This is a genomic window from Bradyrhizobium sp. Ses1 (genome assembly GCF_059512365.1).
On record NZ_JCAMOQ010000003.1, the window covers coordinates 90830 to 116980 of the forward strand.

The 26151-nt window shown below is 62.7% G+C and carries 24 protein-coding genes; 16 read left to right on the plus strand and 8 right to left on the minus strand.

Annotated features, from left to right (window positions below; translation table 11 throughout):
• The first annotated feature begins 39 nt into the window (after nucleotides 1–39).
• From sufB to AC5ZG5_RS05685, 8 genes are all read left to right on the plus strand, one after another.
• Nucleotides 40–1536, plus strand: a complete 1497-nt coding sequence (gene sufB, locus AC5ZG5_RS05650) for a Fe-S cluster assembly protein SufB (protein WP_456641532.1) — start codon at nucleotides 40–42, stop codon at nucleotides 1534–1536.
• A 60-nt stretch (nucleotides 1537–1596) separates the two neighbouring features.
• Nucleotides 1597–2346 (plus strand): Fe-S cluster assembly ATPase SufC, encoded by a 750-nt coding sequence (sufC, locus tag AC5ZG5_RS05655; protein ID WP_028169357.1) that lies wholly within the window; start codon nucleotides 1597–1599, stop codon nucleotides 2344–2346.
• A gap of 18 nt (nucleotides 2347–2364) precedes the next feature.
• Entirely contained in the window at nucleotides 2365–3678 is a 1314-nt protein-coding gene (gene sufD / locus AC5ZG5_RS05660) for a Fe-S cluster assembly protein SufD (RefSeq protein WP_456641533.1), read from the plus strand.
• A complete protein-coding gene (locus AC5ZG5_RS05665) occupies nucleotides 3675–4922 on the plus strand; it encodes a cysteine desulfurase (protein ID WP_456641534.1) in 1248 nt (415 codons plus the stop codon). The genes sufD and AC5ZG5_RS05665 overlap by 4 nt, the downstream gene beginning before the upstream one ends.
• Nucleotides 4919–5293, plus strand: a complete 375-nt coding sequence (locus tag AC5ZG5_RS05670) for an SUF system Fe-S cluster assembly protein (protein WP_028169354.1) — start codon at nucleotides 4919–4921, stop codon at nucleotides 5291–5293. Before AC5ZG5_RS05665 ends, AC5ZG5_RS05670 begins: the two co-directional genes overlap by 4 nt.
• A gap of 6 nt (nucleotides 5294–5299) precedes the next feature.
• Nucleotides 5300–5713: a VOC family protein gene (locus AC5ZG5_RS05675; RefSeq protein ID WP_456641535.1), complete on the plus strand. Its 414-nt coding sequence runs from the start codon at nucleotides 5300–5302 to the stop codon at nucleotides 5711–5713.
• Between the two features lie 125 nt (nucleotides 5714–5838).
• The gene (locus AC5ZG5_RS05680; RefSeq protein WP_456641536.1) at nucleotides 5839–6228 is read left to right on the plus strand and encodes a HesB/IscA family protein; all 390 of its coding nucleotides are present in this window, start codon (nucleotides 5839–5841) and stop codon (nucleotides 6226–6228) included.
• Between the two features lie 146 nt (nucleotides 6229–6374).
• Nucleotides 6375–6803, plus strand: coding sequence for a TfoX/Sxy family protein (locus tag AC5ZG5_RS05685; RefSeq protein ID WP_456641683.1), 429 nt, complete (start codon nucleotides 6375–6377; stop codon nucleotides 6801–6803).
• A gap of 182 nt (nucleotides 6804–6985) precedes the next feature.
• Here AC5ZG5_RS05685 and AC5ZG5_RS05690 read toward each other — a convergent pair whose 3' ends face one another.
• Both AC5ZG5_RS05690 and AC5ZG5_RS05695 read right to left on the minus strand, forming a co-directional pair.
• On the minus strand, nucleotides 6986–8053 hold the full coding sequence (locus AC5ZG5_RS05690; RefSeq protein WP_028167830.1) for a GGDEF domain-containing protein: 1068 nt from the start codon (nucleotides 8051–8053) through the stop codon (nucleotides 6986–6988).
• A gap of 212 nt (nucleotides 8054–8265) precedes the next feature.
• Entirely contained in the window at nucleotides 8266–9681 is a 1416-nt protein-coding gene (locus tag AC5ZG5_RS05695) for a DEAD/DEAH box helicase (RefSeq protein WP_456641537.1), read from the minus strand.
• 411 nt (nucleotides 9682–10092) lie between these two features.
• Here AC5ZG5_RS05695 and AC5ZG5_RS05700 point away from each other — a divergent pair, with 411 nt between their 5' ends.
• Both AC5ZG5_RS05700 and AC5ZG5_RS05705 read left to right on the plus strand, forming a co-directional pair.
• Complete coding sequence (locus AC5ZG5_RS05700) at nucleotides 10093–11562, plus strand: caspase family protein (RefSeq protein ID WP_456641538.1); 1470 nt, start codon at nucleotides 10093–10095, stop codon at nucleotides 11560–11562.
• A gap of 47 nt (nucleotides 11563–11609) precedes the next feature.
• Entirely contained in the window at nucleotides 11610–12860 is a 1251-nt protein-coding gene (locus AC5ZG5_RS05705) for an FAD-dependent oxidoreductase (RefSeq protein ID WP_456641539.1), read from the plus strand.
• A 1-nt stretch (nucleotide 12861) separates the two neighbouring features.
• Here the strand turns inward: AC5ZG5_RS05705 and AC5ZG5_RS05710 are convergent, their stop codons facing one another.
• From AC5ZG5_RS05710 to AC5ZG5_RS05725, 4 genes are all read right to left on the minus strand, one after another.
• Nucleotides 12862–13632 carry an SDR family NAD(P)-dependent oxidoreductase gene (locus AC5ZG5_RS05710; RefSeq protein WP_130228026.1) on the minus strand — a complete coding sequence of 257 codons (771 nt, stop codon included), beginning with the start codon at nucleotides 13630–13632 and terminating at the stop codon, nucleotides 12862–12864.
• Nucleotides 13633–13799: 167 nt separating this feature from the next.
• Nucleotides 13800–14582: an outer membrane protein gene (locus AC5ZG5_RS05715; RefSeq protein ID WP_130228027.1), complete on the minus strand. Its 783-nt coding sequence runs from the start codon at nucleotides 14580–14582 to the stop codon at nucleotides 13800–13802.
• Nucleotides 14583–14798: 216 nt separating this feature from the next.
• Nucleotides 14799–16856 carry a DNA topoisomerase IV subunit B gene (gene parE / locus AC5ZG5_RS05720; RefSeq protein ID WP_456641540.1) on the minus strand — a complete coding sequence of 686 codons (2058 nt, stop codon included), beginning with the start codon at nucleotides 16854–16856 and terminating at the stop codon, nucleotides 14799–14801.
• Nucleotides 16857–16994: 138 nt separating this feature from the next.
• Nucleotides 16995–17363 carry a hypothetical protein gene (locus AC5ZG5_RS05725; RefSeq protein ID WP_130228042.1) on the minus strand — a complete coding sequence of 123 codons (369 nt, stop codon included), beginning with the start codon at nucleotides 17361–17363 and terminating at the stop codon, nucleotides 16995–16997.
• Between the two features lie 178 nt (nucleotides 17364–17541).
• Between AC5ZG5_RS05725 and AC5ZG5_RS05730 the strand changes: the two genes are divergently transcribed.
• The 6 genes from AC5ZG5_RS05730 (at nucleotide 17542) to AC5ZG5_RS05755 (ending at nucleotide 23597) form a co-directional block, all read left to right on the plus strand.
• Nucleotides 17542–18072, plus strand: a complete 531-nt coding sequence (locus AC5ZG5_RS05730) for a DedA family protein (protein ID WP_130228029.1) — start codon at nucleotides 17542–17544, stop codon at nucleotides 18070–18072.
• Between the two features lie 129 nt (nucleotides 18073–18201).
• Nucleotides 18202–19191 (plus strand): MBL fold metallo-hydrolase, encoded by a 990-nt coding sequence (locus AC5ZG5_RS05735; protein ID WP_456641541.1) that lies wholly within the window; start codon nucleotides 18202–18204, stop codon nucleotides 19189–19191.
• A 333-nt stretch (nucleotides 19192–19524) separates the two neighbouring features.
• Nucleotides 19525–20190, plus strand: coding sequence for an FMN-binding negative transcriptional regulator (locus AC5ZG5_RS05740; RefSeq protein WP_456641542.1), 666 nt, complete (start codon nucleotides 19525–19527; stop codon nucleotides 20188–20190).
• Complete coding sequence (gene argC, locus AC5ZG5_RS05745; protein WP_456641543.1) at nucleotides 20187–21167, plus strand: N-acetyl-gamma-glutamyl-phosphate reductase; 981 nt, start codon at nucleotides 20187–20189, stop codon at nucleotides 21165–21167. The genes AC5ZG5_RS05740 and argC overlap by 4 nt, the downstream gene beginning before the upstream one ends.
• A gap of 416 nt (nucleotides 21168–21583) precedes the next feature.
• Nucleotides 21584–22570: an ABC transporter substrate-binding protein gene (locus tag AC5ZG5_RS05750; protein WP_456641544.1), complete on the plus strand. Its 987-nt coding sequence runs from the start codon at nucleotides 21584–21586 to the stop codon at nucleotides 22568–22570.
• A gap of 37 nt (nucleotides 22571–22607) precedes the next feature.
• On the plus strand, nucleotides 22608–23597 hold the full coding sequence (locus AC5ZG5_RS05755; protein ID WP_456641545.1) for an isopenicillin N synthase family dioxygenase: 990 nt from the start codon (nucleotides 22608–22610) through the stop codon (nucleotides 23595–23597).
• Between the two features lie 10 nt (nucleotides 23598–23607).
• On the opposite strand, the gene AC5ZG5_RS05760 is transcribed toward AC5ZG5_RS05755, so the two are convergent.
• Both AC5ZG5_RS05760 and AC5ZG5_RS05765 read right to left on the minus strand, forming a co-directional pair.
• Nucleotides 23608–24006, minus strand: a complete 399-nt coding sequence (locus AC5ZG5_RS05760; RefSeq protein WP_456641546.1) for an MAPEG family protein — start codon at nucleotides 24004–24006, stop codon at nucleotides 23608–23610.
• Between the two features lie 94 nt (nucleotides 24007–24100).
• Nucleotides 24101–25906, minus strand: coding sequence for a PHA/PHB synthase family protein (locus AC5ZG5_RS05765; RefSeq protein WP_456641547.1), 1806 nt, complete (start codon nucleotides 25904–25906; stop codon nucleotides 24101–24103).
• Between the last annotated feature and the right edge of the window lie 245 nt (nucleotides 25907–26151).

Here is a 26151-nt window from a genome sequence, read left to right on the forward strand (position 1 = left end):
GATCCACCGCGGTCCTTGAAACCGCGAGCGGAGGATTGAATGCCTGCTGTACAGGAGACGGTCGACCGTGTCCGACGGATCGACGTCGATCAGTATCGATATGGGTTCGAGACGCTGATCGAATCCGAAAAGGCCCCCAAGGGGCTCTCGGAAGATATCGTCCGTTTCATCTCAGAGAAAAAGAACGAGCCGGCCTGGATGCTGGAATGGCGCCTGGAGGCGTACCGCCGCTGGCTGACCATGACCGAGCCGACCTGGGCGCGCGTCAACTATCCCAAGATCGATTACCAGGACCTCTACTATTACGCGGCGCCGAAGCCGAAGAAGACGCTGTCGTCGATCGACGAGATCGATCCGGAGATTCTCAAGACCTACGAGAAGCTCGGCATTCCCTTAAGGGAGGTCGCGATCCTCGAGGGCGTCGAGCCGCCTCCGGGCGGAGAGCCGTCGGAGCAGCGGAAGATCGCTGTCGACGCCGTGTTCGATTCGGTGTCGGTTGCGACCACCTTCCAGAAGGAATTGAAGAAGGCCGGCGTGATCTTCATGCCGATCTCGGAAGCGATCCGCGAGCACCCTGAGCTGGTGCGGAAGTATCTCGGCAGCGTGGTGCCGACGTCGGATAACTTCTTCGCCACCCTGAACTCGGCGGTGTTCTCCGACGGCTCGTTCGTCTATGTGCCGCCGGGCGTGCGCTGTCCGATGGAATTGTCGACCTATTTCCGCATCAACGAGCGCAACACCGGCCAGTTCGAGCGCACGCTGATCATCGCCGACAAGGGCTCGTATGTGAGCTACCTCGAAGGCTGCACCGCGCCGCAGCGCGACGAGAATCAATTGCACGCTGCCGTGGTGGAACTGGTCGCGCTCGATGACGCCGAGATCAAATATTCGACGGTGCAGAACTGGTATCCCGGCAACTCGGAAGGCAAGGGCGGCATCTACAACTTCGTCACCAAGCGTGGCGATTGCCGTGGCGACCACTCGAAGATTTCCTGGACCCAGGTCGAGACCGGCTCCGCCATCACCTGGAAATATCCGAGCTGCATCCTGCGCGGCGACAATTCGCGCGGCGAGTTCTACTCGATCGCGATCTCGAACGGTTACCAGCAGGTCGACAGCGGCACCAAGATGATCCATCTCGGCAAGAACACCTCGAGCCGGATCATCTCCAAGGGCATCGCTGCCGGCAAGTCGCAGAACACCTATCGCGGCCTCGTGACCGCGCACCGCAAAGCCACCGGCGCGCGCAACTACACCGCCTGCGACTCGCTTTTGATCGGCGACAAATGCGGCGCGCACACCGTGCCTTACGTCGAGGCGAAGAACTCGTCGGCGACGTTCGAGCACGAGGCGACGACCTCGAAGATCTCCGAGGATGTCCTGTTCTACTGCGTGCAGCGCGGGCTGAGCCAAGAGGAGGCGGTCGGCCTCGTCGTCAACGGCTTCGTCAAGGACGTGCTGCAGCAGCTCCCGATGGAGTTCGCGGTCGAGGCGCAGAAGCTGATCTCGATCTCGCTCGAAGGTTCGGTTGGATAATCCTCATCCCTGGCGGGCCTGCCGTACTGGCGCCTCGGGATGACATCTAGGAAAACTGTAATGGCATTGCTTGAAGTGAAAGATCTGCAGGTCCGTGTCGAGGATCGCGAAATCCTCCACGGACTTTCGCTCACTGTGAACCCGGGCGAGGTCCACGCGATCATGGGGCCGAACGGCTCCGGCAAATCGACGCTCTCGCACGTCATCGCCGGCAAGCCCGGCTATGAGGTCACCGGCGGACAAATCCTGTTCCGCGGCGAAGACCTCTTGGAGATGGCGCCGGACGAGCGCGCCGCCAAGGGCGTGTTCCTGGCGTTCCAGTACCCAGTCGAAATCCCCGGCGTCGCCACCATGAACTTCCTGCGCACCGCGCTGAATGCGCAGCGCAAGGCGCGCGGCGAGAGCGAATATTCGACACCGGACTTCCTGAAGAAGGTCCGCGAAGTCTCCAAGTCGCTCAACATTCCGCAGGACATGCTCAAGCGCGGCGTCAATGTCGGCTTTTCCGGCGGCGAAAAGAAGCGCAACGAGATCCTGCAGATGGCGCTGTTCGAGCCGAGCCTCTGCATCCTCGATGAAATGGACTCGGGTCTCGACATCGACGCGCTGAGGATCGCGGCCGACGGTGTCAACGCGCTGCGCTCGCCCGAGCGCGCCATGGTCGTGATCACCCACTACCAGCGGCTGCTCAACTACATCGTGCCGGACTATGTGCACGTGATGGCCAAGGGCTCGGTGGTGAAGACTGGCGGCAAGGAACTGGCGCTGCAGCTGGAAGAATCCGGCTATGCGCAGTTCGAAGACGCCTAAGCCTGAACGGAATTCGTGATGAACGTCGTGTTGGCAAAAACCGATACCGGGCGCGCAGTGAGCACCAGCTTTGCGCTCGCGCGTGAGCGGTTGCCTGGCTCGGGCAAGGTCGCCGAGCAAAGGCAGCAGGCCTTTGAAGCCTTTGAGCGCGCGGGCCTCCCGCACCGCCGGATCGAGGACTGGAAATATACCGACCTGCGCGTCCTGATGCGCGAAGTGCTGCCGCTGGCGGCTGCACCCGATGCGGCGGCGCTGTCGCGCGCGGAAGCCGCGCTCAAGCTGCATGCGATCGAAGGCACGCGGCGGCTGGTGCTGGTCGACGGCGTATTCGCGGCAAAGCTTTCTGATCTCGGCAAGGGCGAAAAGGGCCTTTCCGTCCGCACGCTGCGTGAGGTGCTGGAGGCGGGGGACGGCGAGTTGCTGGCCTCCGATAACTCCAATCCCATGATCGCGCTGAACACGGCGATGGCGACCGACGGCGTCGTGATCGAAATTGCCAACGGCACTGTGCTGGAGCAACCGCTGCACGTGGTCCATGTCGCGAGCACGGGCACGCCGGCTGCGATGTACACCCGTTCGCTGCTCCGCCTGGGCCGCGACGCGAGCGCGACGCTGGTGGAAAGCTTTGTCGCCACCGAAGGTGCAAAGGCGTATCAGACTTACGACTCCCTGATCGTTTCGCTCGGCGACAATGCGCGGCTCGATCATCTCCGTCTGGTTGAGGACGGGTTGGAAGCCATCAACATTGCGTCCGCCGCGGTGACGCTCGGCGCGCATGCGCAGCTCAACGCCTTTGGCATGGTGTCGGGCGCGAGCGTCAGCCGCTATCAGCCGACCATCATCTTTGCAGGCGAGGGCGCGCGGGTCGACACCAACGGTGTCAACCTCATCAAGGGCCGGCAGCATGCCGACACCACGCTGTTCATGGATCACGCGGTGCCGCACTGCGCCAGTCGCGAAGTGTTCCGCGCCGTGATCGACGACCGCGCCCATTCGGTGTTCCAGGGCCGCATCGTCGTCCGTCCGGACGCGCAGAAGACCGATGCCAAGATGATGACGCGGGCGCTCCTGCTCTCCGATGAGGCCGAGGCCGACAACAAGCCGGAGCTCGAGATTTTTGCCGACGACGTCACCTGCGGCCATGGCGCGACCACCGGTGCACTGGACGAAAGCCTGTTGTTCTATCTGCGTGCGCGCGGTCTTCCCGAGAAGGAAGCGCAGGCGCTCCTGATCCAGGCCTTCGTCGGCGAGGCCATCGAATCGATCGCGAACGACTCGCTGCGAGAGCATGTGATCGCGGCGGCACAGCGCTGGCTGGAGGCACGCGCATGAGCACGCATCCGGCGGTCGCCAACGGCGCCTATGATGTCGCGCGGGTGCGCGAGGATTTTCCGGCGCTGGCGCTGCAGATCTACGGGAAGCCGCTGGTCTATCTCGACAACGCGGCCTCCGCGCAGAAACCGAACGCGGTGCTCGACCGCATGGCCGAGGCCTACAAGACCGAATACGCCAATGTGCATCGCGGCCTGCATTACCTCGCCAATGCCGCGACCGAGGCTTACGAAGGCGCGCGCAGCAAAGTGGCGCAGTTCGTCAACGCGCGGCGCAGCGAAGAAATCATCTTCACCCGTAACGTCACAGAGGCGATCAACCTGGTCGCCTCGTCATGGGGCGAGCCCAATATCGGGCAGGGCGATGAGATCGTGCTCTCGATCATGGAGCACCATTCCAACATCGTGCCCTGGCATTTCCTGCGCGAGCGGCATGGCGCCGTCATCAAATGGGCGCCGGTCGACGACGACGGCAATTTCCTGATCGAGGAGTTCGAGAAGCTGCTCTCGCCGCGCACCAAGCTGGTTGCGATCACGCAGATGTCGAATGCGCTCGGCACGCTGGTTCCGGTCAAGGAGGTCGTCAGGATCGCGCACGATCGCGGCGTTCCGGTGCTGGTCGACGGCGCGCAGGGCGCCGTGCATCTGCCGGTCGACGTCCAGGATCTCGACTGCGATTTCTACGCCTTCACCGGCCATAAGGTTTACGGCCCGACCGGCATTGGCGTGCTCTATGCCAAGCATGAGCACCTGGTCGCGATGCGGCCGTATAACGGCGGCGGCGAGATGATCCGCGAGGTCGCAAAGGACTGGGTCACCTATGGCGACCCGCCGCACAAATTCGAGGCCGGAACCCCGCCGATCGTCCAGGCGATCGGGCTGGGCGCTGCGATCGACTACGTCAATTCGATCGGCAAGGAGCGCATCGCCGCCCATGAGCACAGCCTGCTGACCTACGCCCAGGAGCGCCTGCGCGAGATCAATTCGCTGCGGCTGATCGGCACCGCCCGGGAGAAGGGGCCGGTAATCTCTTTCGAGATGAAGGGCGCCCATCCCCACGATGTCGCGACCGTAATCGACCGCCAGGGGATTGCGGTGCGGGCCGGCACCCATTGCGTGATGCCGCTCTTAGAGCGGTTCAATGTCACAGCCACATGCCGGGCCTCGTTCGGCATGTATAATACGAGGGAAGAGGTCGACCATCTGGCGCAAGCCTTGATCAAGGCTGGGGAATTGTTCGCATGACCGAGACTGCCGACGACGTCAAAACCGCCCATGTGGAGACAAGCTCCGCCTTGCCGCCGGAAGAGACCGAGCGTCTCAGCCAGGAGATCGTGGCGGCGTTGAAGACGGTGTTCGACCCGGAAATCCCGGCCGACATCTATGAGCTCGGATTGATCTACAAGGTCGATCTCAAGGACGACCGCAGCGTCGACGTCGAGATGACGCTGACCACGCCGAACTGCCCGGCGGCCGGTGAATTGCCCACCATGGTGGAGAACGCGCTGGCCAGCGTTCCCGGCGTAGGCGTCGTCAATGTCAACCTGGTCTGGGAGCCGGCGTGGACGCCGGATCGGATGAGCGACGAGGCCCGCCTCGTGCTCAACATGTGGTGAGGTTCGTTGCCGAAGCTATCCGGTGTCATCGAGACTGCACTCTATGTCGATGACCTCGACCGCGCCCGCGCGTTCTACACCGATGTGCTCGGTCTTGAGCCTCTGACGAGCGACTCGCGGTTTATGGCCTTCGACATAGGAGGCCGGAGTGTGCTGCTGCTGTTTCGTCGCGGCGCTACGCTTGAGACGGTCCATCTGCCCGGCGGCACCATTCCTCCGCACGACGGCAGCGGCCCGATCCATGCGGCCTTTGCCATCGCCGCAGATGAATTGCCGGCCTGGGAAAAGCGGCTTGGCGAGCACGATGTCGCGATCGAAGGCAGGACCGATTGGCCCCGCGGCGGCAAGAGCATCTACTTCCGCGATCCGGACAATCATTTGCTGGAACTGGTCACACCGGGAGTATGGGCGATCTACTAGGTGTGTGTCGTTCGGAGAAGTTCTAGCCAATTGCGAACATGAGACCTTCACAGCCGGAATTTCGTTGTTATTTTTGAGATGACAGACTTTGCCGCTCTGCATCGTAGGGAGAGAGAGCCGCTGCAATGACCACCATCGCACCAGTTGCCAAGCCGAAGCCGCGGCCCCGCCCGCAGGTTATGAAGCTGACGGACGCCGCGGCAGCGCGGATCACGGAACTGACCAAGCGGGCCGATTCCGAGATCGTCGGCCTTCGCGTCGGCATCAAGAATGGCGGCTGCGCGGGACAGTCCTATACGGTCGAATACGCCCACGAGATCCGGCCGACCGATGAGGTGGTCGAGGACAAGGGCGTGAAGATCCTGGTCGACCCCAAGGCAGTCCTGTTCCTGCTCGGCACCGAGATGGACTACAAGGCCGATAAGATGCAGGCGCAGTTCATCTTCAACAACCCGAACCAGGTTTCCGCCTGCGGCTGCGGCGAGTCGGTTCAGCTGACACCGGCGAAGGTGTAGACCGCTCGCCAAGCACACGGGACCTCATCCGAGGAGGCCGCGCGGCCGTCTCGAAGGATGGCCGCGGGTGAGATCGGGGCCTCATGGTTCGAGACGGCGCTGCGCGCCTCCTCACCATGAGGGGTGAGAGCGGGGCTGGGGCCATGATGGACCGCGAATTCCTGATCGACCTGTTTGCCGATTTCGGCCCGGTCACCATCCGCGGCATGTTCTCCGGCTACGGCATCTCTGCCGACGGCACCAACTTCGCGTTATCGCTGCGTGCTGGGCTCTATTTCCGCGCCGACGAAGAGACCATTCCGCGGTTTGAAGCGGAAGGCTCGAAGCCGTTCCAATATCAAACGAGCACCCGGACCGTCAGGGTGAACTCCTACTGGCAGTTGCCGGCGCGGCTGTTCGACGATTCGGAAGAGCTGGCGCAATGGGCAAGGGCCGCGCTCGCCGCCGCGCAACGCGCCGCATTGCGCAAGCGGCCGAAAGCAAGGAAGGCGGCGAAGAAGGCCTCGGCAAAGAAAGCCAAGAAGACGCCAAATCGTAGGGTGGGCAAAGCGAAGCGTGCCCACCGTTCCAGATAGCGCGTGCGATGGTGGGCACGGCGCAAGTGCGCCTTTACGCACCCTACGAAGCTACAGCCCGTCATTGCGAGGAGCGCAGCGACGAAGCAATCCATGCCTCCACAAGCGGTGAGATGGATTGCTTCGCTTGCGCTCGCAATGACGGGGGAGAGAGCGTGACAGAACGTTCGCCTACGAAATCATCACGCAACGCGGCTGCGGATTTCGGCGGTGTATTCGGGGTCGACTTCGCAGACCACGCGGTTGCGGCCGGCCCGCTTGGCGGCATAGAGGCAGGCATCGGCGCGCTCGATCAGCGCATCGGTGTCGTCGCCCGGCTTCAGCAGGGAGACGCCGACCGAGATGGTGACGCGGCCGAGGATCTCGCCGGTGGATTTCTTCTTCAATTCCTTCGCCATCACGGCCCGGCGGATATGGTCGGCCACCGTCAGCGCCTGGCGCAGGCTGGTGTTGGGCAGCACAACCGCGAATTCCTCGCCGCCGTAGCGCGCGGTAATGTCCTGGCCCTTGATGGTCTGCTTCAAGGACATGCCGACCAGCCGCAGCACCTGGTCGCCGGTGAGATGGCCGTAGGAATCGTTGAACGACTTGAAATGGTCGATGTCGAACATCAGGAGCGACAGCGGCTGGTCATTGGCGATCGCGGTCTGCACTGCCATCTCGATCGAGCGGTCGAAATATTTGCGGTTGCCGAGCCCGGTCAGCGGATCGGTCAGGCTCTCGGCGCGGATCGCCTCCAGGCTGTGCTGGAGATTGCTGATTTCGGTCTTTGACAGCGCCAGGCGATTCTCGAGCGCCTTGTTGGTTTCGCGCATCTCATGCGTCGACTTCACAAGCTGCTCGATGATCGGCTTGAGCTGGTCGCGATTCTTCACGCTCGCGAGCCTTTCGCTGGCGCCGCTCAGGCTTGCATCGTAGCTCGCGGACATGCCGAGCGCATCCGAGATCAGCGTCACGACATCGTCGATCTCGCCGATGACGCGCGCGCCGACCTTGTCGATGCGATCAGATGTCTTGATGTGAGAGAGATAGGTCTCGTAGATCTGCTCGAGATCGGCTTCGCTCAGCTTGCCGTTGCGCGCCAGAGTCTCGTTGATGATCTTGTTGAGCGGAGCATTGTATCCGGTCGCATAGACGTACCAGATTTCGTAATTGCGGGGGACGGCGGTCTGACGGAGCGACCTGATCTGGCCAAGCGCAACCTCGGCAAAAGCCATCGTGCGTTCGTGTTCGTCCAGCAGCTTGACCACTGATCAAGTCCCCAATGCCGAGCCGCGCCGCTCAGCCGCAAATAACTAAAAGTATCGTTGCCACGCTAATGGAGGATAATGAACGCCCCGTAAATAGGGGAATCGCACGCGTGGGCCGACGATTCTGATGGAAGAATCGGCGGCACGAAAAAAACGAACCAAGCCAAGAGATTAGGGCGTCGGCCTGATCCGGGCCGACGCTGCGCAAAGCGCTAGACGCGGGCCCGCACGGGGCGCAGCAGAAACGCGGGGAGATGCGAGTGATCGGCTGGTTCTGAGTCGACGTCGCGCTGTGTGCGTCGCGGCTCCGGGCGGCCGATCGAAGGCACGCGCGGGCTGGTGGCGGCCGGCGGCTGCGAATTGGCATTGCGGCTATCGCGGCCGTGACCAACTCGCGGCTCACGTTCGCGCCGCGAGTTGCGGCCGCTGCGCTCGCGCGACCCGTCGCGCCGCCGCGCCTCGCGCGGCTGCGCGTCGGTCTCGTTCTCATCCGATTGAACCGAGAAGTCGCCTTCAGCGCGCGGGATCGGCTGGCCGATCAGCTTCTCGATTGCAGCGACCGACTTGGTGTCGAGCGGCGTGACGATCGAGATTGCGGTACCGGTGCGGCCCGCGCGGCCGGTGCGGCCGATGCGGTGAACGTAATCGTCGGGGTGATGGGGGACATCGAAGTTGAAGACGTGGCTGACCGCGGGAATGTCGAGGCCACGCGCCGCGACGTCGGAAGCGACCAGCAGCGGCAGCTCGCCCTTGCGGAACTGATCGAGCGCGGCCGTACGGGCGGACTGGTCCATGTCGCCGTGCAGTGCGCCGACGCTGAAGCCGTGCTTCTGCAGCGACTTGTGAAGAACGGCGACTTCGCGCTTGCGATTGCAGAAGATAATCGCGTTGTTGAGATCTTTGGCCCCGCGCAGCAGGCGGCGGAGGATTTCACGCTTCTGGTGCGGCTCGCGTCCGGAGGGCACCTGCGATTGCGTGACGGTGACAGCGGTAGTGGCGGGCTTGGAGACTTCGACCTTCACGGGGTTGTGGAGGAAAGCCTCGGTGATGCGCCGGATTTCCGGCGGCATGGTGGCGGTGAAGAACAGCGTCTGACGGGTGAAGGGCACCAGTTTGCAGATGCGCTCGATATCGGGGATGAAGCCCATGTCCAGCATGCGGTCCGCTTCATCGATCACGAGCAGCTCGACGCCGGTGAGCAATAGTCCGCCGCGCTCGGTATGGTCGAGCAACCGGCCGGGGGTCGCGATCAGGACGTCGACGCCACGGGTCAATTTGCTGTCCTGGTCGCCGAACGAGACGCCGCCGATCAGGAGCGCCACGTTGAGTTTCTGTCCGGCCCCATAGCGGTCGAAGTTTTCCTTCACCTGGGCGGCGAGCTCGCGTGTCGGCTCGAGGATCAGGGTCCGTGGCATTCGTGCCCGGGCCCGGCCTTTCTCGAGGATGGTGAGCATCGGAAGCACGAAGGCGGCGGTCTTGCCGGTGCCGGTCTGGGCGATGCCGAGGACATCGCGGCGGGCGAGAACGTGGGGAATCGCCTGTTCCTGGATGGGCGTGGGATTGGTGTATCCGGTGGCCGCTACGGCGGCCAAGACCTTGTCGGAAAGGCCGAGATTGGAAAAAGACATTGAGCCTCTTGTCGACACCGCCGTTCGGAATCGAGGGTAAAAAGGCTGGTCGCGTTTCGCCCCGAAACGGCGTTGCTTCTCAAAAAAGCTCGGGGGCTCTGACTGACGCTGACAGGCGGCAAACTCAGGGAATCGCGTTTCGATCCAAGGCCGCGTTGTCCGGAACATAGGTTCGAAATCGCCAAAGTCAATCTGGGAACTGCCCAAATGCTCGAAAAAGCTTAATGTTTTCGCACAAATAAGGGGCGAGCTGTCATTTGGCCGTCAAATGGCGGGGCGGTACTGGCCGAACGCGAAAGCTCGTACACTGAACCGGTTGGGGCGGTGTACCGACTATGGCATCGACGGTCGCGCGTTACGGGGCGCTTGGTGACGGGGCAGAGAATGGCTGGCTTTCTTTCGAGAGTTCTGATGGTCGCGGGCATTGCCCTGGCATCGGCAACTCTCGCCGCGCCCGCGCTGGCTGAAAAGCGCGTTGCGCTGGTCGTCGGCAACAACGAGTACAAGAACGTCCCCAAGTTGCAGAAGGCGGTGAATGACGCCCGCACCATGGCGGACACGCTGAAGCAACTCGGCTTCTCCGTCATGATCGCCGAGAATCAGAACCGGCAGCAATTCTCCGAGACGCTGCTCGCCTTCGACAAGGCGATCGAGCCTGGCGACACCGCGTTCTTCTTTTACGCCGGCCATGGCTTCGAGATCGCCGGCCAGAACTTCCTGCTGCCGACCGACGTGCCGGCGGCGACCGAGGGCCAGGAAGAATTGGTGCGCGACGCATCTGTTCTCGCCGACCGCATCGTCGAGCGCCTGCAGAACAAGAAGGCGCGCACCTCGATCCTGGTGTTCGATGCGTGCCGCAACAATCCGTTCGAGCGGCCGGGAACGCGCGCGGTCGCCGGCGGTGGCGGGCTGGCGCCGATGACGCAGTTGCCGGAGGGCGTATTCTCGGTGTTCTCGGCCGGCCCGCGCCAGACCGCCCTCGATCGGCTGTCGAACGACGATACCAATCCCAATTCGGTGTTCACCCGTACCTTCGCCAAGCAGTTGCTGCAGCCCGGCAAGAACCTGGTCCAGGTCGCCCAGCAGACACGGCGCCTGGTCAGCGAGGCGGCCGAGACCATCAGGCACAAGCAGATCCCTGTTTATTTCGACCAGATGGTGGATGACGTGTTCCTGAACGGCATGACGAAAGCGCAGGATGTGGCGGGAGCTGCCGAGGGACCGCAGAAGCTTGCAGCATTGCCGCCGGTCTCGGTGCCGCGCGTCCCGAAGGACGATTCCGTCAACGCGCCGATCGCAAGTTTCTCCCGCCATAATGGCGGCTGGACGGTGGTGTTCTCGATCGCGGACCCTGCGCTCGGAATCTCCTGGCGGATGGGCGACGGCGGCGATTTCCGTGAGACCGGATTCATCGACGCGCTTGATCCGCGCACGCGCAAACGGATGCCCAATCCGTCGATCGAACTGGCAGCCGATGCGCCGGCCGGCACCATCCAGGTCCGCTATGTCGATGCGGCCGGGGAGATGCAAGGGCCATTTCCGATCCGGTTCGACCCCGAAGCGGCATTGATCCGCGACCAGCGCAAGATCCTCGACATGACTGCGACGAGCTGGCTGTCGTTCCGCGAGTTCAACGGGCTCCTGGTCTATTACACCCATCTGATGTCCTACCGCTGCGCGATCCGCGAGGCGCGTATCGGTATCGACAGCGCAGTGCCGGACAGGGTGCTGAAGATGCCGCCATGCGATCCGCGCGACCCCAGCGTGATCCCGCACGAGGCGCAGCCCTATCTGAAGCTTGCGCCGCAGACCAAGTCGGTCTCGGTGGAACTGACCTATCGCGACGGCAGCGTGTCGGAGATCAAGATGTTCCGGCGCTAGTCGTCTGATTGGCGCTATAATTCAAGCCGGGTCTCGACGAGGGCATCATGAGCGCAAGCGTATCGCAGCATCCGTCAGCGCGCAGGATGAAAGTGCGCTGCTGCATCGTCGGCGGCGGCCCGGCGGGCATGATGCTTGGCTACCTCCTGGGCCGCGCCGGCGTCGATGTGGTGGTGCTGGAGAAGCATGCTGACTTCTTTCGCGACTTTCGCGGCGACACCGTGCATCCCTCGACCTTGCAGGTGATGGACGAACTCGGGCTGATCGACGGCTTCCTCAAGCTACCGCACCAGGAATTGCAGAAGCTCGAAGGGATGTTCGGCGGCACCAAGGTCCGGATCGCCGATCTCTCCCGCACGGACGCAAAATACCCGTTCATTGCTTTCATGCCGCAATGGGACTTTCTCAACTTCCTGCGCGAGAGCGGCAAGCGTTTCGCTTCATTGCAAGTGCTGATGAGCACGGAGGCGACCGATCTGATCCGCAATGGCGAAGCGGTTGCCGGCGTGAGGGCCAAGACGCCGGAGGGCGCGCTCGACATCGAGGCCGATCTGACGATTGCCTGCGATGGCCGTCACTCGACTGTGCGCGAGCGCGCCGGACTTGCGGTCGAGGAGATCGGCGCGCCCATGGACGTGTTGTGGTTTCGCATCGGGCGGCGGCCGGACGAAAACGAGAACCTGTTCGCGCGGGTCGAGCCTGGCAAGATGATGGTCACGTTCAACCGCGGCGATTACTGGCAATGCGCCTATGTGATCGCCAAGGGACAATACGACGCGGTGAAGGCGAGGGGACTTCCGGCGCTGCTGGATGACGTAGTGCGGCTGGCGCCGATCCTGAAGTCCGGCATTTCCGATGTCAAAAGCTGGGACGACGTGAAGCTCCTGACGGTTGCGATTAACAGGCTAAAGCGCTGGACGCTGCCGGGGCTGCTGTGCATCGGCGACGCCGCGCATGCGATGTCGCCGGTCGGCGGCGTCGGCGTCAACCTGGCGGTGCAGGATGCGGTCGCGACCGCCAATCTGCTGGCGGCAAAGCTTGCGGGCGGCTGCCCGACCGAGGATGAACTCGACGCGGTACGTAAGCGGCGCGAATTTCCGATGAAGATGACGCAGACGATGCAGACCATCGTGCAGAACAGGATCATCAGCACTGCGCTGGGACCCGCCAATCAGCCGATCAAGGTTCCGCTGGTGGTGCGGCTGGTCACGGCGATGCCCTGGCTGCAGGGCATCACCGCGCGCTTCGTCGGGATCGGCGTGCGTCCCGAACATGTGCAGTCGCCCGCGCTCTCCTGAATCAGCCCATGATCGAATAGCCGCCGTCGACGGGGATGGCGCTGCCGGTGATGAAATCGGAAGCCGGCGACGCGAGGAACACCGCGATCCCCGAGAGATCGTCGATATCACCCCAGCGCGCCGCCGGCGTGCGCGCCAGCACCCGCTCATGCAGCCCGGCGATCTCGCTGCGGCCGCGCCGGGTCAGGTCGGTGTCGATCCAGCCGGGCAGGATCGCGTTGATCTGGATGTTATCGGCCGCCCAGGCGCAGGCACAGGAGCGCGTGAACTGCACGATGCCGCCTTTGCTCGCGGCATAGGCCGGCGTGAAGCTGGCGCCGAAGATCGACATCATCGAGCCAATATTGATGATCTTGCCGCCGCCGGCTTCTTTCATCGCCGGATGGACCGCCTGCGAGCATAGGAAGGCGCTGGTGAGGTTGGTCGCGATCACGCTGTCCCATTCGCCGATATCGAGCTCATGCGGCGGCTTGCGGATATTGATGCCGGCGTTGTTGACGAGGATATCGATTCGCCCGAACTCGGCTTTGACGCGCGCCACCATGTCGGCGACGGCTTTGCTGTCGGTGACATCGGCGGCGATCGCAACGGCCTTGCCGCCGCGCTGCTTAAGTTCGGCGACCGCGGCCGCCGACTTCTCTTCGTTGCGGCCGACGACGGCAATCGCAGCGCCGGCATCCGCCAGCCCGCGCGCCATCCCAAGCCCGATTCCACCATTGCCGCCGGTGACGATCGCAACCTTGCCAGTAAGGTCGAAGAGGGGCGTTCCCATTGTTGTTTTCCGCTTCTGTTGTCGAGATTGAGGGAAGATGCCGACTGGGGCGAGGCTTTGCCAGCCCCGGATGTCGCAGACGTGCCAGTCTTGCAACGAACCCCAGGCGCAAACGCAAAAAAAGCCCCGGGCGATGCCGGGGCTTCTGCCTGCCAGTTCAGCAGAGATCAGTACCTGCCGACGACCGGGGTACCCCAGTTGAAACGGTAGACGATCGAGGTGCTGATCGTCTGCACCCAAGGCTTGAAGGTCGTCGAAATTCCCGTCGGTGTGCCATCAAGGAACGATGAGGGCAGAGAGATGCGGTCGTAGAACGCGGAGCGATATTCGGTCTTCATGAACCAACCAGGTGCGCTGATGCCGAAGATATCGAGGTTGTTCTCAACGCCGCCACCGACGAACCAGCCGTCACGACGGAACGAAGGAGTGGTCGCACCGACCGGGTTTCCGGCGAGATCGGAAAGGGTCGTGCCCGACCATTCCGAACCCGAATAGCCGCCGTTGACATAGGAGTAGACATTCGGCGCAACCAGATAGCCGAGGCGCACACCGGCCGCATAGCTAGTCCGAAGCTTCACACGCCCCTCGACCTGGTCGATCGGGTCGGTCAACGAACCACGAAGGCTGCCGAACTGGCCGTCGGCGAACACGCCGGCAACCCACCGGCCGTTGAACTGCCAATCGTAGCCGATACCAACGGTACCGAACCAGCCGTCGCCGCCGAGCCGCGTGTCGCGCGACAGCGGAATCGCGCCAACGGTGGTTTGAACGTTGCTGTCAGCATCCCACAGACCGCCGCCGCCACCGCCGAAGACATAGAAGCCGGTCCAGTTATAGACGGGCGCCACCGGCGGCGGCGCCTTCGTATACGGCCGAGCGCCAAGATCAGCCGCCGAGGCCGACCCCGTCAGTGCTGCAACCGCCGCCACAGCGAGTGCCAATTTCTTCATGTTCAAATCCCCAACTTGCATGACGAGCGCCTGACGGCTGCGTCGATTCCATTCCGTAGCTGCACAAACTATAGCTATTTCAACCAGGAATGCTGTTGCGGGACAGGCACACTTGCCTGAAAACGCTCCGGTTCGTCTTCGGCCCGGAGCGGTGGGCGTGCCGCGGCAGGATAGAAATCTGCCGCGCGTACAGAGGGTTATCCTGGAAAGCGAGGATTAGACGTCAAGCAGGTCGTCGGTGGCAAATTCAGCCTTGTCGGAAATGAAGGCGAACCGCGCCTCGGCCTTGGTGCCCATCAATCGCTCAACCGAATCGGCGGTGCCCTCGCGGTCATCGGCAAGCAGAACGACCCGCAGCAGGGTGCGCTTGGCCGGGTCCATCGTGGTTTCCTTGAGCTGCGCCGGCATCATCTCGCCGAGGCCTTTGAAGCGGTTGACCTCAACCTTGGCGTTGGCATTGAACTCACTCTTGATCAGCGCGTCCTTGTGTGCGTCATCGCGGGCATAGACCGATTTGGAGCCGTGGGTGAGCTTGTAGAGCGGCGGCACCGCCAGATAGAGGTGGCCTTCGTCGATCAGCCGTGGCATCTGGCGGTAAAAGAAGGTGATCAGCAGCGACGCGATATGGGCGCCGTCGACATCGGCGTCGGTCATGATGACGATGCGCTGATACCGCAGGTCCTCTTCGCGATAATGCGCTCCGGTGCCACAGCCGATCGCCTGCACAAGGTCGCTGAGCTGGACATTGCCCATCAGCTTGTCCTTGCCGGCAGAAGCGACGTTGAGGATCTTGCCGCGCAGCGGCAGCACGGCCTGCGTCTTGCGATCGCGCGCCTGCTTGGCGCTGCCGCCGGCCGAGTCGCCCTCGACGATGAAGAGTTCGGAACCTGCAAGTCCGGCGTCGGTACAATCGGCGAGCTTGCCGGGCAGGCGAGCCTTTTTGCCGGCGGTCTTGCGTGCAACCTCTTTCTCCTGGCGGCGGCGCAGCCGTTCCTCGGCGCGTTCGACCACAAAATCGAGCAGCCTGTTGGCCTGCACCGGATTGCCCGACAGCCAGTGATCGAACGGATCCTTGATGGCCTGCTCAACGATGCGCTGGGCCTCCGCCGTGGCCAGCCGGTCCTTGGTCTGGCCCTGGAACTCCGGCTCGCGCACGAACACGCTGAGCATCACCGCGGCGCCGACCATGACGTCTTCCGAGGTGACCGATGCAGCCCGCTTGCCCTGGCCGACGCGCTCGGCGTGATCCTTCAGGCCGCGCAGCAGCGCGCTCCGCATGCCGGATTCATGGGTGCCGCCATCGGGGGTCGGAACGGTGTTGCAGTAGGAGGACAGGAAGCCGTCGGCGTCCGCCGTCCAGGCCACCGCCCATTCGCAGGCGCCGTGGGCGCCGTTGCGGCCCGACTTGCCGGAGAAGATGTCCGGATGCACCAGCGTGTCGGCATGGATCGCGGCGGCGAGGTAATCCTTCAGGCCGCCGGGGAAGTGGAAGGTTGCCTCCGCCGGCACATCCTCGACGCCCTTCAGGAGTTCCTGGTCGCAATGCCAACGGATCTCGACGCCGCCGAACAGATACGCTTTGGAGCGCGTCATCTTGAACAGGCGCTGCGGTTTGAATGTGGCCTTGGCGCCAAAGATGTCGGTATCGGGCTTGAAGCGGATGCGCGTGCCGCGGCGGTTGCTGACCTTGCCGAGGTCTTCGAGCTTGCCCTTCGGATGGCCGCGCTCAAACGTCATGCGGTGGAGCTTCTGGCCGCGCGCCACCTCGACCTCAAGCCGCGAGGAGAGGGCGTTGACCACGGAAACGCCGACGCCGTGCAGGCCGCCCGAGGTCTCGTAGACCTTGGAGTCGAACTTGCCGCCCGAGTGCAGCGTGCACATGATGACTTCGAGCGCGGATTTCTTCGGGAATTTCGGGTGCGGATCGACCGGAATGCCGCGGCCGTTGTCGGTGACTGTCAGGAAACCGTCCGTGGTCAACTCCACCTCGATGAAGGTGGCGTGCCCCGCCAGCGCCTCGTCCATGGAGTTGTCGATGATTTCGGCGAACAGATGGTGGAGCGCCTTTTCGTCGGTGCCGCCGATATACATGCCGGGCCGCCGGCGGACCGGTTCCAGCCCTTCGAGCACCTCGATATCAGCGGCGGTATAGTCAGCCTCAGCGGAACCCAACCGCGCAGCGACCTTCAGCGGCGCCCGGCCCTTGGGTTCGGCACCGGCGAACAGGTCGTCATTGGATTTGGTTTTTGCGGCGGGTTTCAGTGATTTGGACATGGCTCTTCATAGATTGCGCAAACAGCGCGCAGCGAATCAGTCACTCTGACTATGACATGGATAGGCTTAAAAAGTGACCGCCGGGCAGCGGCAATCGATGCCTCGCCCGGCGGTCACAGAATAGATAGGGACTCTAGATCAGGCGCGCGAGGTGCGGAACACGATCAGGGCAAACAGGGCCATGGAGCCGACCACCAGCAATGAGCCCACGACCGGAGCGATCTCGAAAGAGGATCCCTTAAGGAGCACGATGGCCACGCCCGCGGGGAACAGGATCGCGCCGAGAATGTGCATCCAGCCCTGGATCCGGGCCAGCATCGTCGCCCCCGCGGCCGGAATCAGGTGGTAATAGAGCCCAAACAGGAACAAAAGCACGCCGCCGACGAGATTGAGATGGGCATGCGCCGGCGCCAAAGTGAAGTTTTGCTGGATACCCATGGCGATGCCGCCCAGCATTCCGAGCAGCAGAACGACAGCACTCACGCACATCATCAACGATCCAATCATCAAAAACCCTCATCTTGTGGGAAAACGCCGCGGCCATGGGGCCGGGAACTGAAATCACGCCCCTTCCTTCGGCTTTGTGACTTGATTGTCACGCAAGGGGCTGGCTTACCTGTCCTTAGGCTATGAGCCCGCAGAAAGGTTCAAGCCACCTGAGCGGGGCGGGGAAGGCGTTCATTATATGGAAGAATTTGCGCGTGCCGTGGCCGATTTCGTGCGCGACCACCAGGCTTGGGCCGCGCCAATCGTGCTCGTGCTGGCGTTCGGCGAGTCGCTCGCCTTTGTTTCGTTGCTGATCCCAGCCTGGGGTGCGCTTGTCGCGATCGGTGCGCTGATCGGGGTGAGCGGTATTAGTTTCTGGCCGGTCTGGATCGCCGGCGGCATCGGCGCGGCGCTCGGCGACTGGGTCTCCTATTGGTTCGGCTACCGCTACAAGGAAAAGGTCGCGCAGATGTGGCCGCTGTCGCGCTACCCGGAGATCCTGCCGCGCGGCGAAGCCTTCGTACGCAAATGGGGCGTGCCCAGCATCTTCATTGGCCGCTTCTTTGGACCCTTGCGCGCCTCGGTTCCGCTCGCGGCCGGTATCTTCGAGATGTCATATTGGCCATTCCAGATCGCCAATTTCATCTCCGCGCTGGTGTGGTCGGCGGTGCTGCTGCTGTTCGGGGACGTGATGGCGCGCATCGCCGAGTGGTTGTGGCGAACGGTGTGAGACGTGGAATAAGCGCCTCAGGCGGGGGTTAGCTCCGTCGATACTGGGCGCTCCATTTTCCGGTAGATTGGGTCCTTGCAGGAAGCCAACGCGGAAATACCGCGATCGTCGTTTCAGTGGGAGAGCATCATGGAAATCACACGTCGTCATGCCCTCGCGGGCGCAGCCGCTATTGCTGCTGCGCCACTGTTGCCGAACGTTTCCGCACAGGCCGCGGCGCCGCTCGCGGACAAACAGGCGCCGAGCTTCTACCGCTACAAGGTCGGTGACATCCAGGTCACCGTGGTGTCCGACGGCAAGAACGTCTTCAAGCTGGAAGACTCCTTCATCACCAATGCGAAGAAGGAGGAAGTGAACGCGGCACTGGAAAAGGCGTTCCTGCCGCGTGACGTCTTCACGATCCATTTCGCCCCGCTCGTGATCAACAGCGGCGGCAAGCTCATCGTTCTCGACACCGGCAACGGCCCCACTGCCAGGGTCAACAGCAAGGGCGCCAACGGATTGTTCATCGACAACATGACGGCTGCGGGATTCGATCCCAAGGCGGTCGACATGGTCGTGATCTCCCACTTCCACGGCGATCATGTGAATGGCCTCTTGACGGCGGACGGCACGCCGGCGTTTCCGAACGCCGAGGTGCTGGTGCCTGCCGTGGAGTGGAAGTTCTGGATGGATGATGGCGAGATGAGCCGAGCTCCGGCCGGTCGCATGCAGGGTCTTTTCAAGAACAACCGCAGCATCTTCGAGGCGAGCCTTCAGAAGAAGGTGACGCCCTACGAATGGGGCAAGGAGGTCGCGCCGGGACTGCTCGCGGTCGAGACCGCTGGCCACACTCCGGGCCATACCTCCTACGTGTTGTCGTCCGGCTCGGGGAAGGTGTTCATCCAGTCCGACGTCACCAACAATCCGAATCCGTTCGCGACCAATCCGGGCTGGCACGCCTTCTTCGATCAGGACGCCGACATGGCCGAGAAGACCCGTCGCCGGGTCTACGACATGGTGGCCGCCGAGAAGCTGCAATTGCAGGGCTTCCACTATCCGTTCCCCGGCCTCGCCAATATCGAGAAGGACGGCAATGGCTACCGGGTGATCCCGGCGCCGTGGAATCCAGTGATCTGAATTGGTCCCACGCTCGTCATTCCGGGGCGCGCGCCTTTAGCGCGCGAACCTGGAAGCTGGAGGTTGTGGCGCGCGATTCCGGGTTGGACGCTACCGCGTCGCCCCGGGATGACGGCGTTGCGCCTTGACGATCAGGCTCCGCACCCCTATAGGCTCACGCATGATCCACGTTGCGACCAATTCCATCGCCCGTCGCCGCCGCGCTTGCGCGGTATGGGCGGTCGTCTGCGTTTAAGATCATCGCCTCTGCCGCCGGATCATCTCCCGCGGCGTCTTTCCCAAGAAAAGCAACGCGGTCGATCTGGCGGCTCCTAGCCACCTCCGGAGTTCGACATGTATACGCCACCGCCGTTCAAGCCCGACCGCGCCGCAAGTCTCGCCTTTGCGGAAGCGCGCGGGTTCGGCCTTGTCTGCGCCTGGGACGGCGCCAAGCCGATCGCTTCGCCGCTGCCGTTCTATCTGTCCTATGCCGCGGACGGGACGCCGCGCGCGGTGTTTCATCTTGCCCGTCACAATCCGCTGATAAAGCTTGCGGGGACTTCGTCCTGGCTGCTGGCCGTCACTGGATCGGATGCCTATGTGTCGGCGGATTGGTACGTCTCGCGGGATCAGGTGCCGACCTGGCTCTATCAGGCTGTGCACCTGAGCGGTCCGGTGCGGCCGCTATCGGATGATGAGCTTGCGGTGCAGATCGATACGCTCAGCGCCAAGTTCGAGAACAGGCTGTTGCCGAAGAAGCCGTGGACGTCGGCGAAGATGACTGCCGCGCGGCTGGAGGCAATGAAGAAGGCAATCGTGGGCCTTGAGATGACGGTTGAAGAGGTCGAGGGTAGCTTCAAGCTCAACCAGCACAAATCCGAAACCGACTATGCAGCGGTGGCGGGCGCGCTCGCCTCGCAGACCGATGCCGGCGCGCAGCAGATTGCGCATCTGATGCGGGAAGCGCGGCCGCAAGCCTTTGCAAATGAACCGAACACGCTCGAAAGGAGCGAGCCATGAGCCTCTCTGACGTCAAGTCATCCCCGACCGTCGGCAGCTCCGCAAAGCCCGCCGTCTTCGTCGACGGTGCCAGCGGAACAACGGGCCTCGGCATCAATGAGCGGCTTCGGCTGCAGAACGACGTGGTGGTGAAGAGCATTGCCGAAGAAAAGCGCAAGGACGCAGGTGCCAAGCGCGCGCTGATGGAGGAGGTGGATCTGGTGATCCTCTGCCTGCCGGACGATGCCGCGAAGGAGACCGTAGCGCTGATCGACAGTATGGGCACAGCGGCCCCCCGCGTGCTCGACGCGTCGACGGCGTTCCGCGTCGCCAGCGACTGGGCGTACGGCTTTCCGGAGCTCGCCCCGGATCAGGCGGACAAGATCCGCACCGCCCGGAAGGTCTCCAACCCCGGCTGCTATCCGACCGGCGCGATCGCGCTGCTCCGCCCGCTGGTGGATGCCGGCGTCCTGCCGGCGGACTATCCGATCACCGTCAACGCCGTCAGCGGCTATTCCGGCGGCGGAAAGTCGATGATCGCAAGCTTCGAGGATGGCACCGCGCCAGCCTTCGAACTTTATGGTCTCGGCTTCGAGCACAAGCACGTGCCGGAGATGCAGCTCTACTCGCGGCTGACGCGCCGGCCGATCTTTGTGCCGTCGGTGGGCGACTACCGGCAGGGTATGCTGGTGTCAGTGCCGTTGCAGCTCGAGACGCTGCCGGGCAAGCCCGGCGCGGCCGACCTTCACGACGCGCTGGCGAAACGCTACGCCGGAAGCCGCTATGTCTCGGTCATGCCGCTTGAGAATGAGGCTGCCAAGAGCGGGCGGATCGAGCCCGAGGCGCTGAATGAGACCAATAGGCTCGAACTGTATGTCTTTGCCAGCGACAAGCACCATCAGGCGGTGCTGGTCGCGCGGCTCGACAACCTGGGCAAAGGTGCCTCCGGCGCGGCGGTGCAGAACATGCGGCTGATGCTGGGGCTCGCTGAGGCCTAAGCCTGAAGCGGGCGACACTGTTCCCGTCAGCGTGACCGCGTTGCGCACAGCGATGCGGTCACGATTCTGCCGGAGCGACATTGGACGATCGGCACAATAGGGACGCGCTCAAAGGCTCACCAGAAAACTGGATGAGGTCAGTTGCCGCAGATGAGGGCGCGCGCCCGCGATCCGATAGCTGGCGCGCACAGGGCGCATCCTGTCTGCGTACGCTTTTTGCGAACACAATGCGCAAAAAATGATGCTCGTACGCAACGCTTTGCAGTGCAAGACTTCCTATTGCCTTGCAATCCAGTGGTCGCGAGCGCTCCGCAAACACGGAGATGAAGCTGGCCCGCAGGCTCAGCTTGCCGTTGTGGTGACGACGATGGCTACCCGACGGTCGGCTGAATCATTTCCAGTCCAAAGGGGCAGGCATGCGGACCGCTACACTCATGAAACAGTGTCTTGCTATCTGTGCGATGGCCTTGTCGGTCATGGGTTCGCCAGCCCAGGCGCTCGATAAGGTTGTTTACGGCCTAAACTGGGTGCCACAAGGGGAGCACTGCGGGTTCTTCCAGGCCCAGGCCAAGGGCTACTACAAGGACGCAGGCCTCGACGTCGAACTTCGTCCCGGCAATCCAAACGTCAATATGCCCCTCATGGTCGCTGCCGGCGAAATCGACATGGGCATGGGGTCGAGTTTCACAACGCTCAATCTGGTCAATCGGGGCGTTAAGGCCCGTACGGTCGCGGCATTTTTCCAGAAGGACCCGCAGACGCTGGTGGCTCATGCGGGCCAGGGCGTTTCCACCCTGCAGGACGTGAAGGACCGGCGGATCATGATCGGCCAGTTCTCACGAAACGAATTCTGGCAATTCCTGAAAGCCAAGTTCGGCTTCTCGGATGATCAACTGGCGGCCTACAGCTATTCGGCTGCGCCGTTTCTTGCCGATCCCAAGGCCGTGCAGCAAGGCTATATCACCGAAGACGCCTTGCTGCTCGGCAAGGCCTTGCCTGCACCGCCCGTATCGATCCTGCTTGCCGACTATGGCTACGACAATTATGCGACCACGATCTTCGCCACCGACGCCTATATTGAAGGTCATTCCAACACCGTTCAGGCCTTCGTCGATGCAACCCGAAAGGGGTTCGAAGAATGTATGACGGGTGACGCCACACCGGCCATGAAAGCTATCCTCGCCGTCAATCCAACCGGGGGAGAGGAACTGTTCCGCTTCAAGCTCGATCAGATGCGCAAGCGCGAGCTTGTCCTTGGGGGCGATGCCGACAGGCTGGGGATTGGCGCCATGACCGACGAACGCTGGACCCGCTTCTTCGACACGCTCGCCACGGCAGGAGTCTATCCGAGAACGCTCGACGTGAGATCCGCCTACACGCTGCGATTCAGCAACACCAAATGACCGCTCGACCACCTGATCTGTTTGCCGAGAGATTTCGATGCCTCAGATGACTCTTCCCATCGTCGATATAGCCCCCTTCGTCCACGGTGACGATGCGGCCCGCCAGAAGGTCGGACTGGCGTTTGGTCATGCGTTCGAAAGTATCGGTTTCGCCGTTGTGGTCGGGCACGGGGTGCCGGAACAGCTCGCGAGCGACACCTATGGCGCTGTGAAGGATTATTTCGCGCAGTCCATGGCGACGAAGCTGCAGAATACGGCACCCGAGAAGACCAAGGGGCGCGGCTATCTGCCGATCGGAATCGAGAGTGTCGCCAAGACCCTGTCGGGCGAAACGCCGCCTGACCTGTGCGAGGCCCTGGTGTTTGCGGCTCCGCACCGGGAAGCCCACAGCGGCCGGCCGAATATATGGCCCGCCAGTCCGGTCGGGCTTCGAGACTTGGTTGAAGCCTGGTCGGCCGAGATTATGACGCTCGCCGCCCATCTCACGCGTCTTTCGGCGTTGGCCCTCGATCTGCCAGAAGACTATTTCGCGTCCTCGTATGCCGATCCATCGATCACGCTGCGCTTTGTGCATTATCCCGATCAGCCGCAACCGCCTGCGCCGGGTCAATTGCGCTATGGCGCCCATCATGACTACGGTGGCCTGACCATCCTGCGGCAGGACGAGGCGCCGGGCGGTCTCGAGGTCTGTGATCGCGACGGGACATGGAGCGAGGTTGGCGTCGTCCCGAACTCCTTCGTGATCAATGTCGGCGATCTGATGTCGCGATGGACCAATGGCCGCTGGCGCTCGACGCTGCATCGGGTATCCAACCCCGATCGCAGCCTCACAGGCTCGACCGCGCGCCTCTCCATGGTGGCCTTCACGGGACCGAACGAGTCGGCCGAAGTCGCCTGCCTCCCGACTTGCGTCGATGCGGAGCATCCCGCGCTGTACGAGCCCGTGTTGGCTGGCGACTACATTCGCGCCAAGCTGACGGCATCGATGGATTTGAGCGTGAAGCCCGAGGCCAGGCCACAGCCGTGAAGCACTGTAATCAGAACGCCCTGAAGATCGCCAGCGCGAGCACGGCTTGCGCGAGGAAGCCGATGACGAAGGCGAGGGTGCGGAACACCGGCAGGCCGAGCGTATAGACGATCAGGTGCGCGACGCGGGACCAGAAATAGACGGCGCAAGCGAGCACGGTCCATTTGGTCGAGTAGTCGATTGCGTTGAGGATCAAGACCAGCGGCGCGAAAATGATGAGGTTCTCGACCGCGTTGTCATGCGCGAACATCAGCCGGTTCGCCCAGTCGGCGTGAGGCTTGTCGTTGCGCGACGGATTGGCCATCGCGCCGGCGAGGCCGCGGACCTGGCAGCGGTTGATGGCGTAGGGAATCCACAATATTCCGGTCAGGATTACCGTCAGCGTCAGCCAGAACAGTTCGCGCGTCATTGGTTTCCCCTCGGTTGAGCTGCGTCCCGTCTGGAGCCTGATGGTTTTTCTGCTCCGATGGACGCTTGATTATACCGAAGCGGCGCGCCTCGCGCTATGCGCGAACCCGGACATAGCTGCCGGGAGCTTCTTCGATCGGTGGCAGTGCCTCCGAGCCGACCGCGCGCGCAGGCACTGTCTCGGCATCGATGCTTTCCAGCCATTCGCGCCAATCGGGCCACCACGATCCCGTGTGCTCTTTGGCGCTCTTCAGCCAGTCGGAAAGCTTGGCGTCCTTGATGTTGTCGTTGGTCCAGTACTGGTACTTGTTGGCCGCAGGCGGGTTGACCACGCCGGCGATATGGCCGGAGCCGGACAGCACATATTTCACCGGCCCGCCGAAGAATTGCGATCCGTACAGCACCGATTCGGCCGGCGCGATGTGATCCTCGCGGGTCGCGAGGTTGTAGACCGGCACCTTCACCTTGGAGAGATCGAGCAGCGTGTTGTCCAGCACCATGGTGCCGGAGGAAAGCCGGTTCTCCAGATAGCAGTTGCGCAGGTAATAGGAATGGTTCGCCGCCGGCATCCGCGTCGCGTCGGAGTTCCAGTGCAGCAGGTCGAACGAGGAGGGCGGCTGCCCCTTCAGGTAGTTGCTGACGACATAATTCCAGATCAGGTCGTTCGAGCGCAGCATGTTGAAGGCCATCGCCATCTTGCTGCCCTCGAGCACGCCACGCTGCTCCATGTCGCGCTCGAGCGCGGAAATCTGGTCCTCGTCGACGAACACCAGGAGGTCGCCGGCATGAGTGAAGTCGACCTGCGCGGCGAAGAACGTGGCCGAGGTGACCCGCACCCGGCGCTTCTCGGCGAGCCAGGCGAGCGTCGCGGCCAGCAGGGTGCCGCCGACGCAATAGCCGACGGTGTGAACCTTCATCTCGCCCGTCACCTTCTCGATGACGTCCATCGCGGTCAGCGGTCCTTCGGTCATGTAGTCGGAAAAGGTCTTCTTGCCGAGATCGCGATCGGGATTGACCCAGGAGATCACGAACACGGTCAGTCCCTGGTCGACGCACCATTTGATGAAGGACTTCTCGGGCCTGAGATCGAGGATGTAGTACTTGTTGATCCATGGCGGCACGATCAGGAGCGGTGTGCGCAGCACCGTCTCCGTGGTCGGCGAGTACTGGATCAACTGCATCAACTCGTTTTGATAGATCACCTTGCCCGGCGTGGTTGCCATGTTGACGCCGACCGCGAGGTTGGTCGGGTCGGACTGGCGGATCCGCAGCGTGCCGTGGCCGGCCTCGATGTCCTCCGCCAGCATCTTCATGCCGCGAACGAGGTTGTCGCCGTTGGTCTCCATCGTGGTGCGCAGCACTTCCGGATTGGTCAAAACGAAATTCGACGGCGCCAGCGCGTTGGCGATCTGCTGGACGTAGAACTCGGCCTTTTTGCGGGTGTGTGGGTCGATGCCCTCGGCGTTGCGCACCAGCTCCTGCGCCCATTGCGTGGTGAGCAGATAGAGCTGCAGGATGAAGTCGAAGAACTGGTTCGACCGCCATTCCGGGTCGGCGAAGCGCTTGTCGCGCGGTGCGGGGTCAATCGCGGCCTTGGCTTCCTGGCCGGCCATGCGGCGGGCGGCTGAGCCGAACAGGTCGAGATAGGCCTTGCCAAGCTTGGTCTGCAGGTCAGCGGCCCGATCCTGGTCCGAGAGCCAGTATTCGACGACCGCGGTGAAGGTCTTGATCACCTCCGCAAACTCGCCTCCCGCCTTGTCCTTGATGTCAGCGTTTTCGCGCGGCTTCAGATAGGCCGCAAGCGCCTGGCCGGAGCTCTCCAGCGCACGCGCAATGTTCATTGCGAAGGCTTCGCCGTCGAACTTCTTTGTGGCCTGGGTTTCGAGGGTAACGTCGCTCATGCAGTGGACACTATCGCTTCAATTGAGCCGCGTCATCGCGCGGTGCGGCAAGCAAGATGTAGGATTTCTCTAGGTTTTCGCATTGTTGCACTGCGACAAATTCCTCCCAGTTCCGACACATTGAAGCCGCATCAATCGGATTTGTTGTTCACGACTTAATCGTTTCGGGCGACAATGGTTTGAACGGTTAGGGCAGAGCCGAAGCGATTAGACGATTTGTCGCTGCAAAGCTCGTACCAGTGATT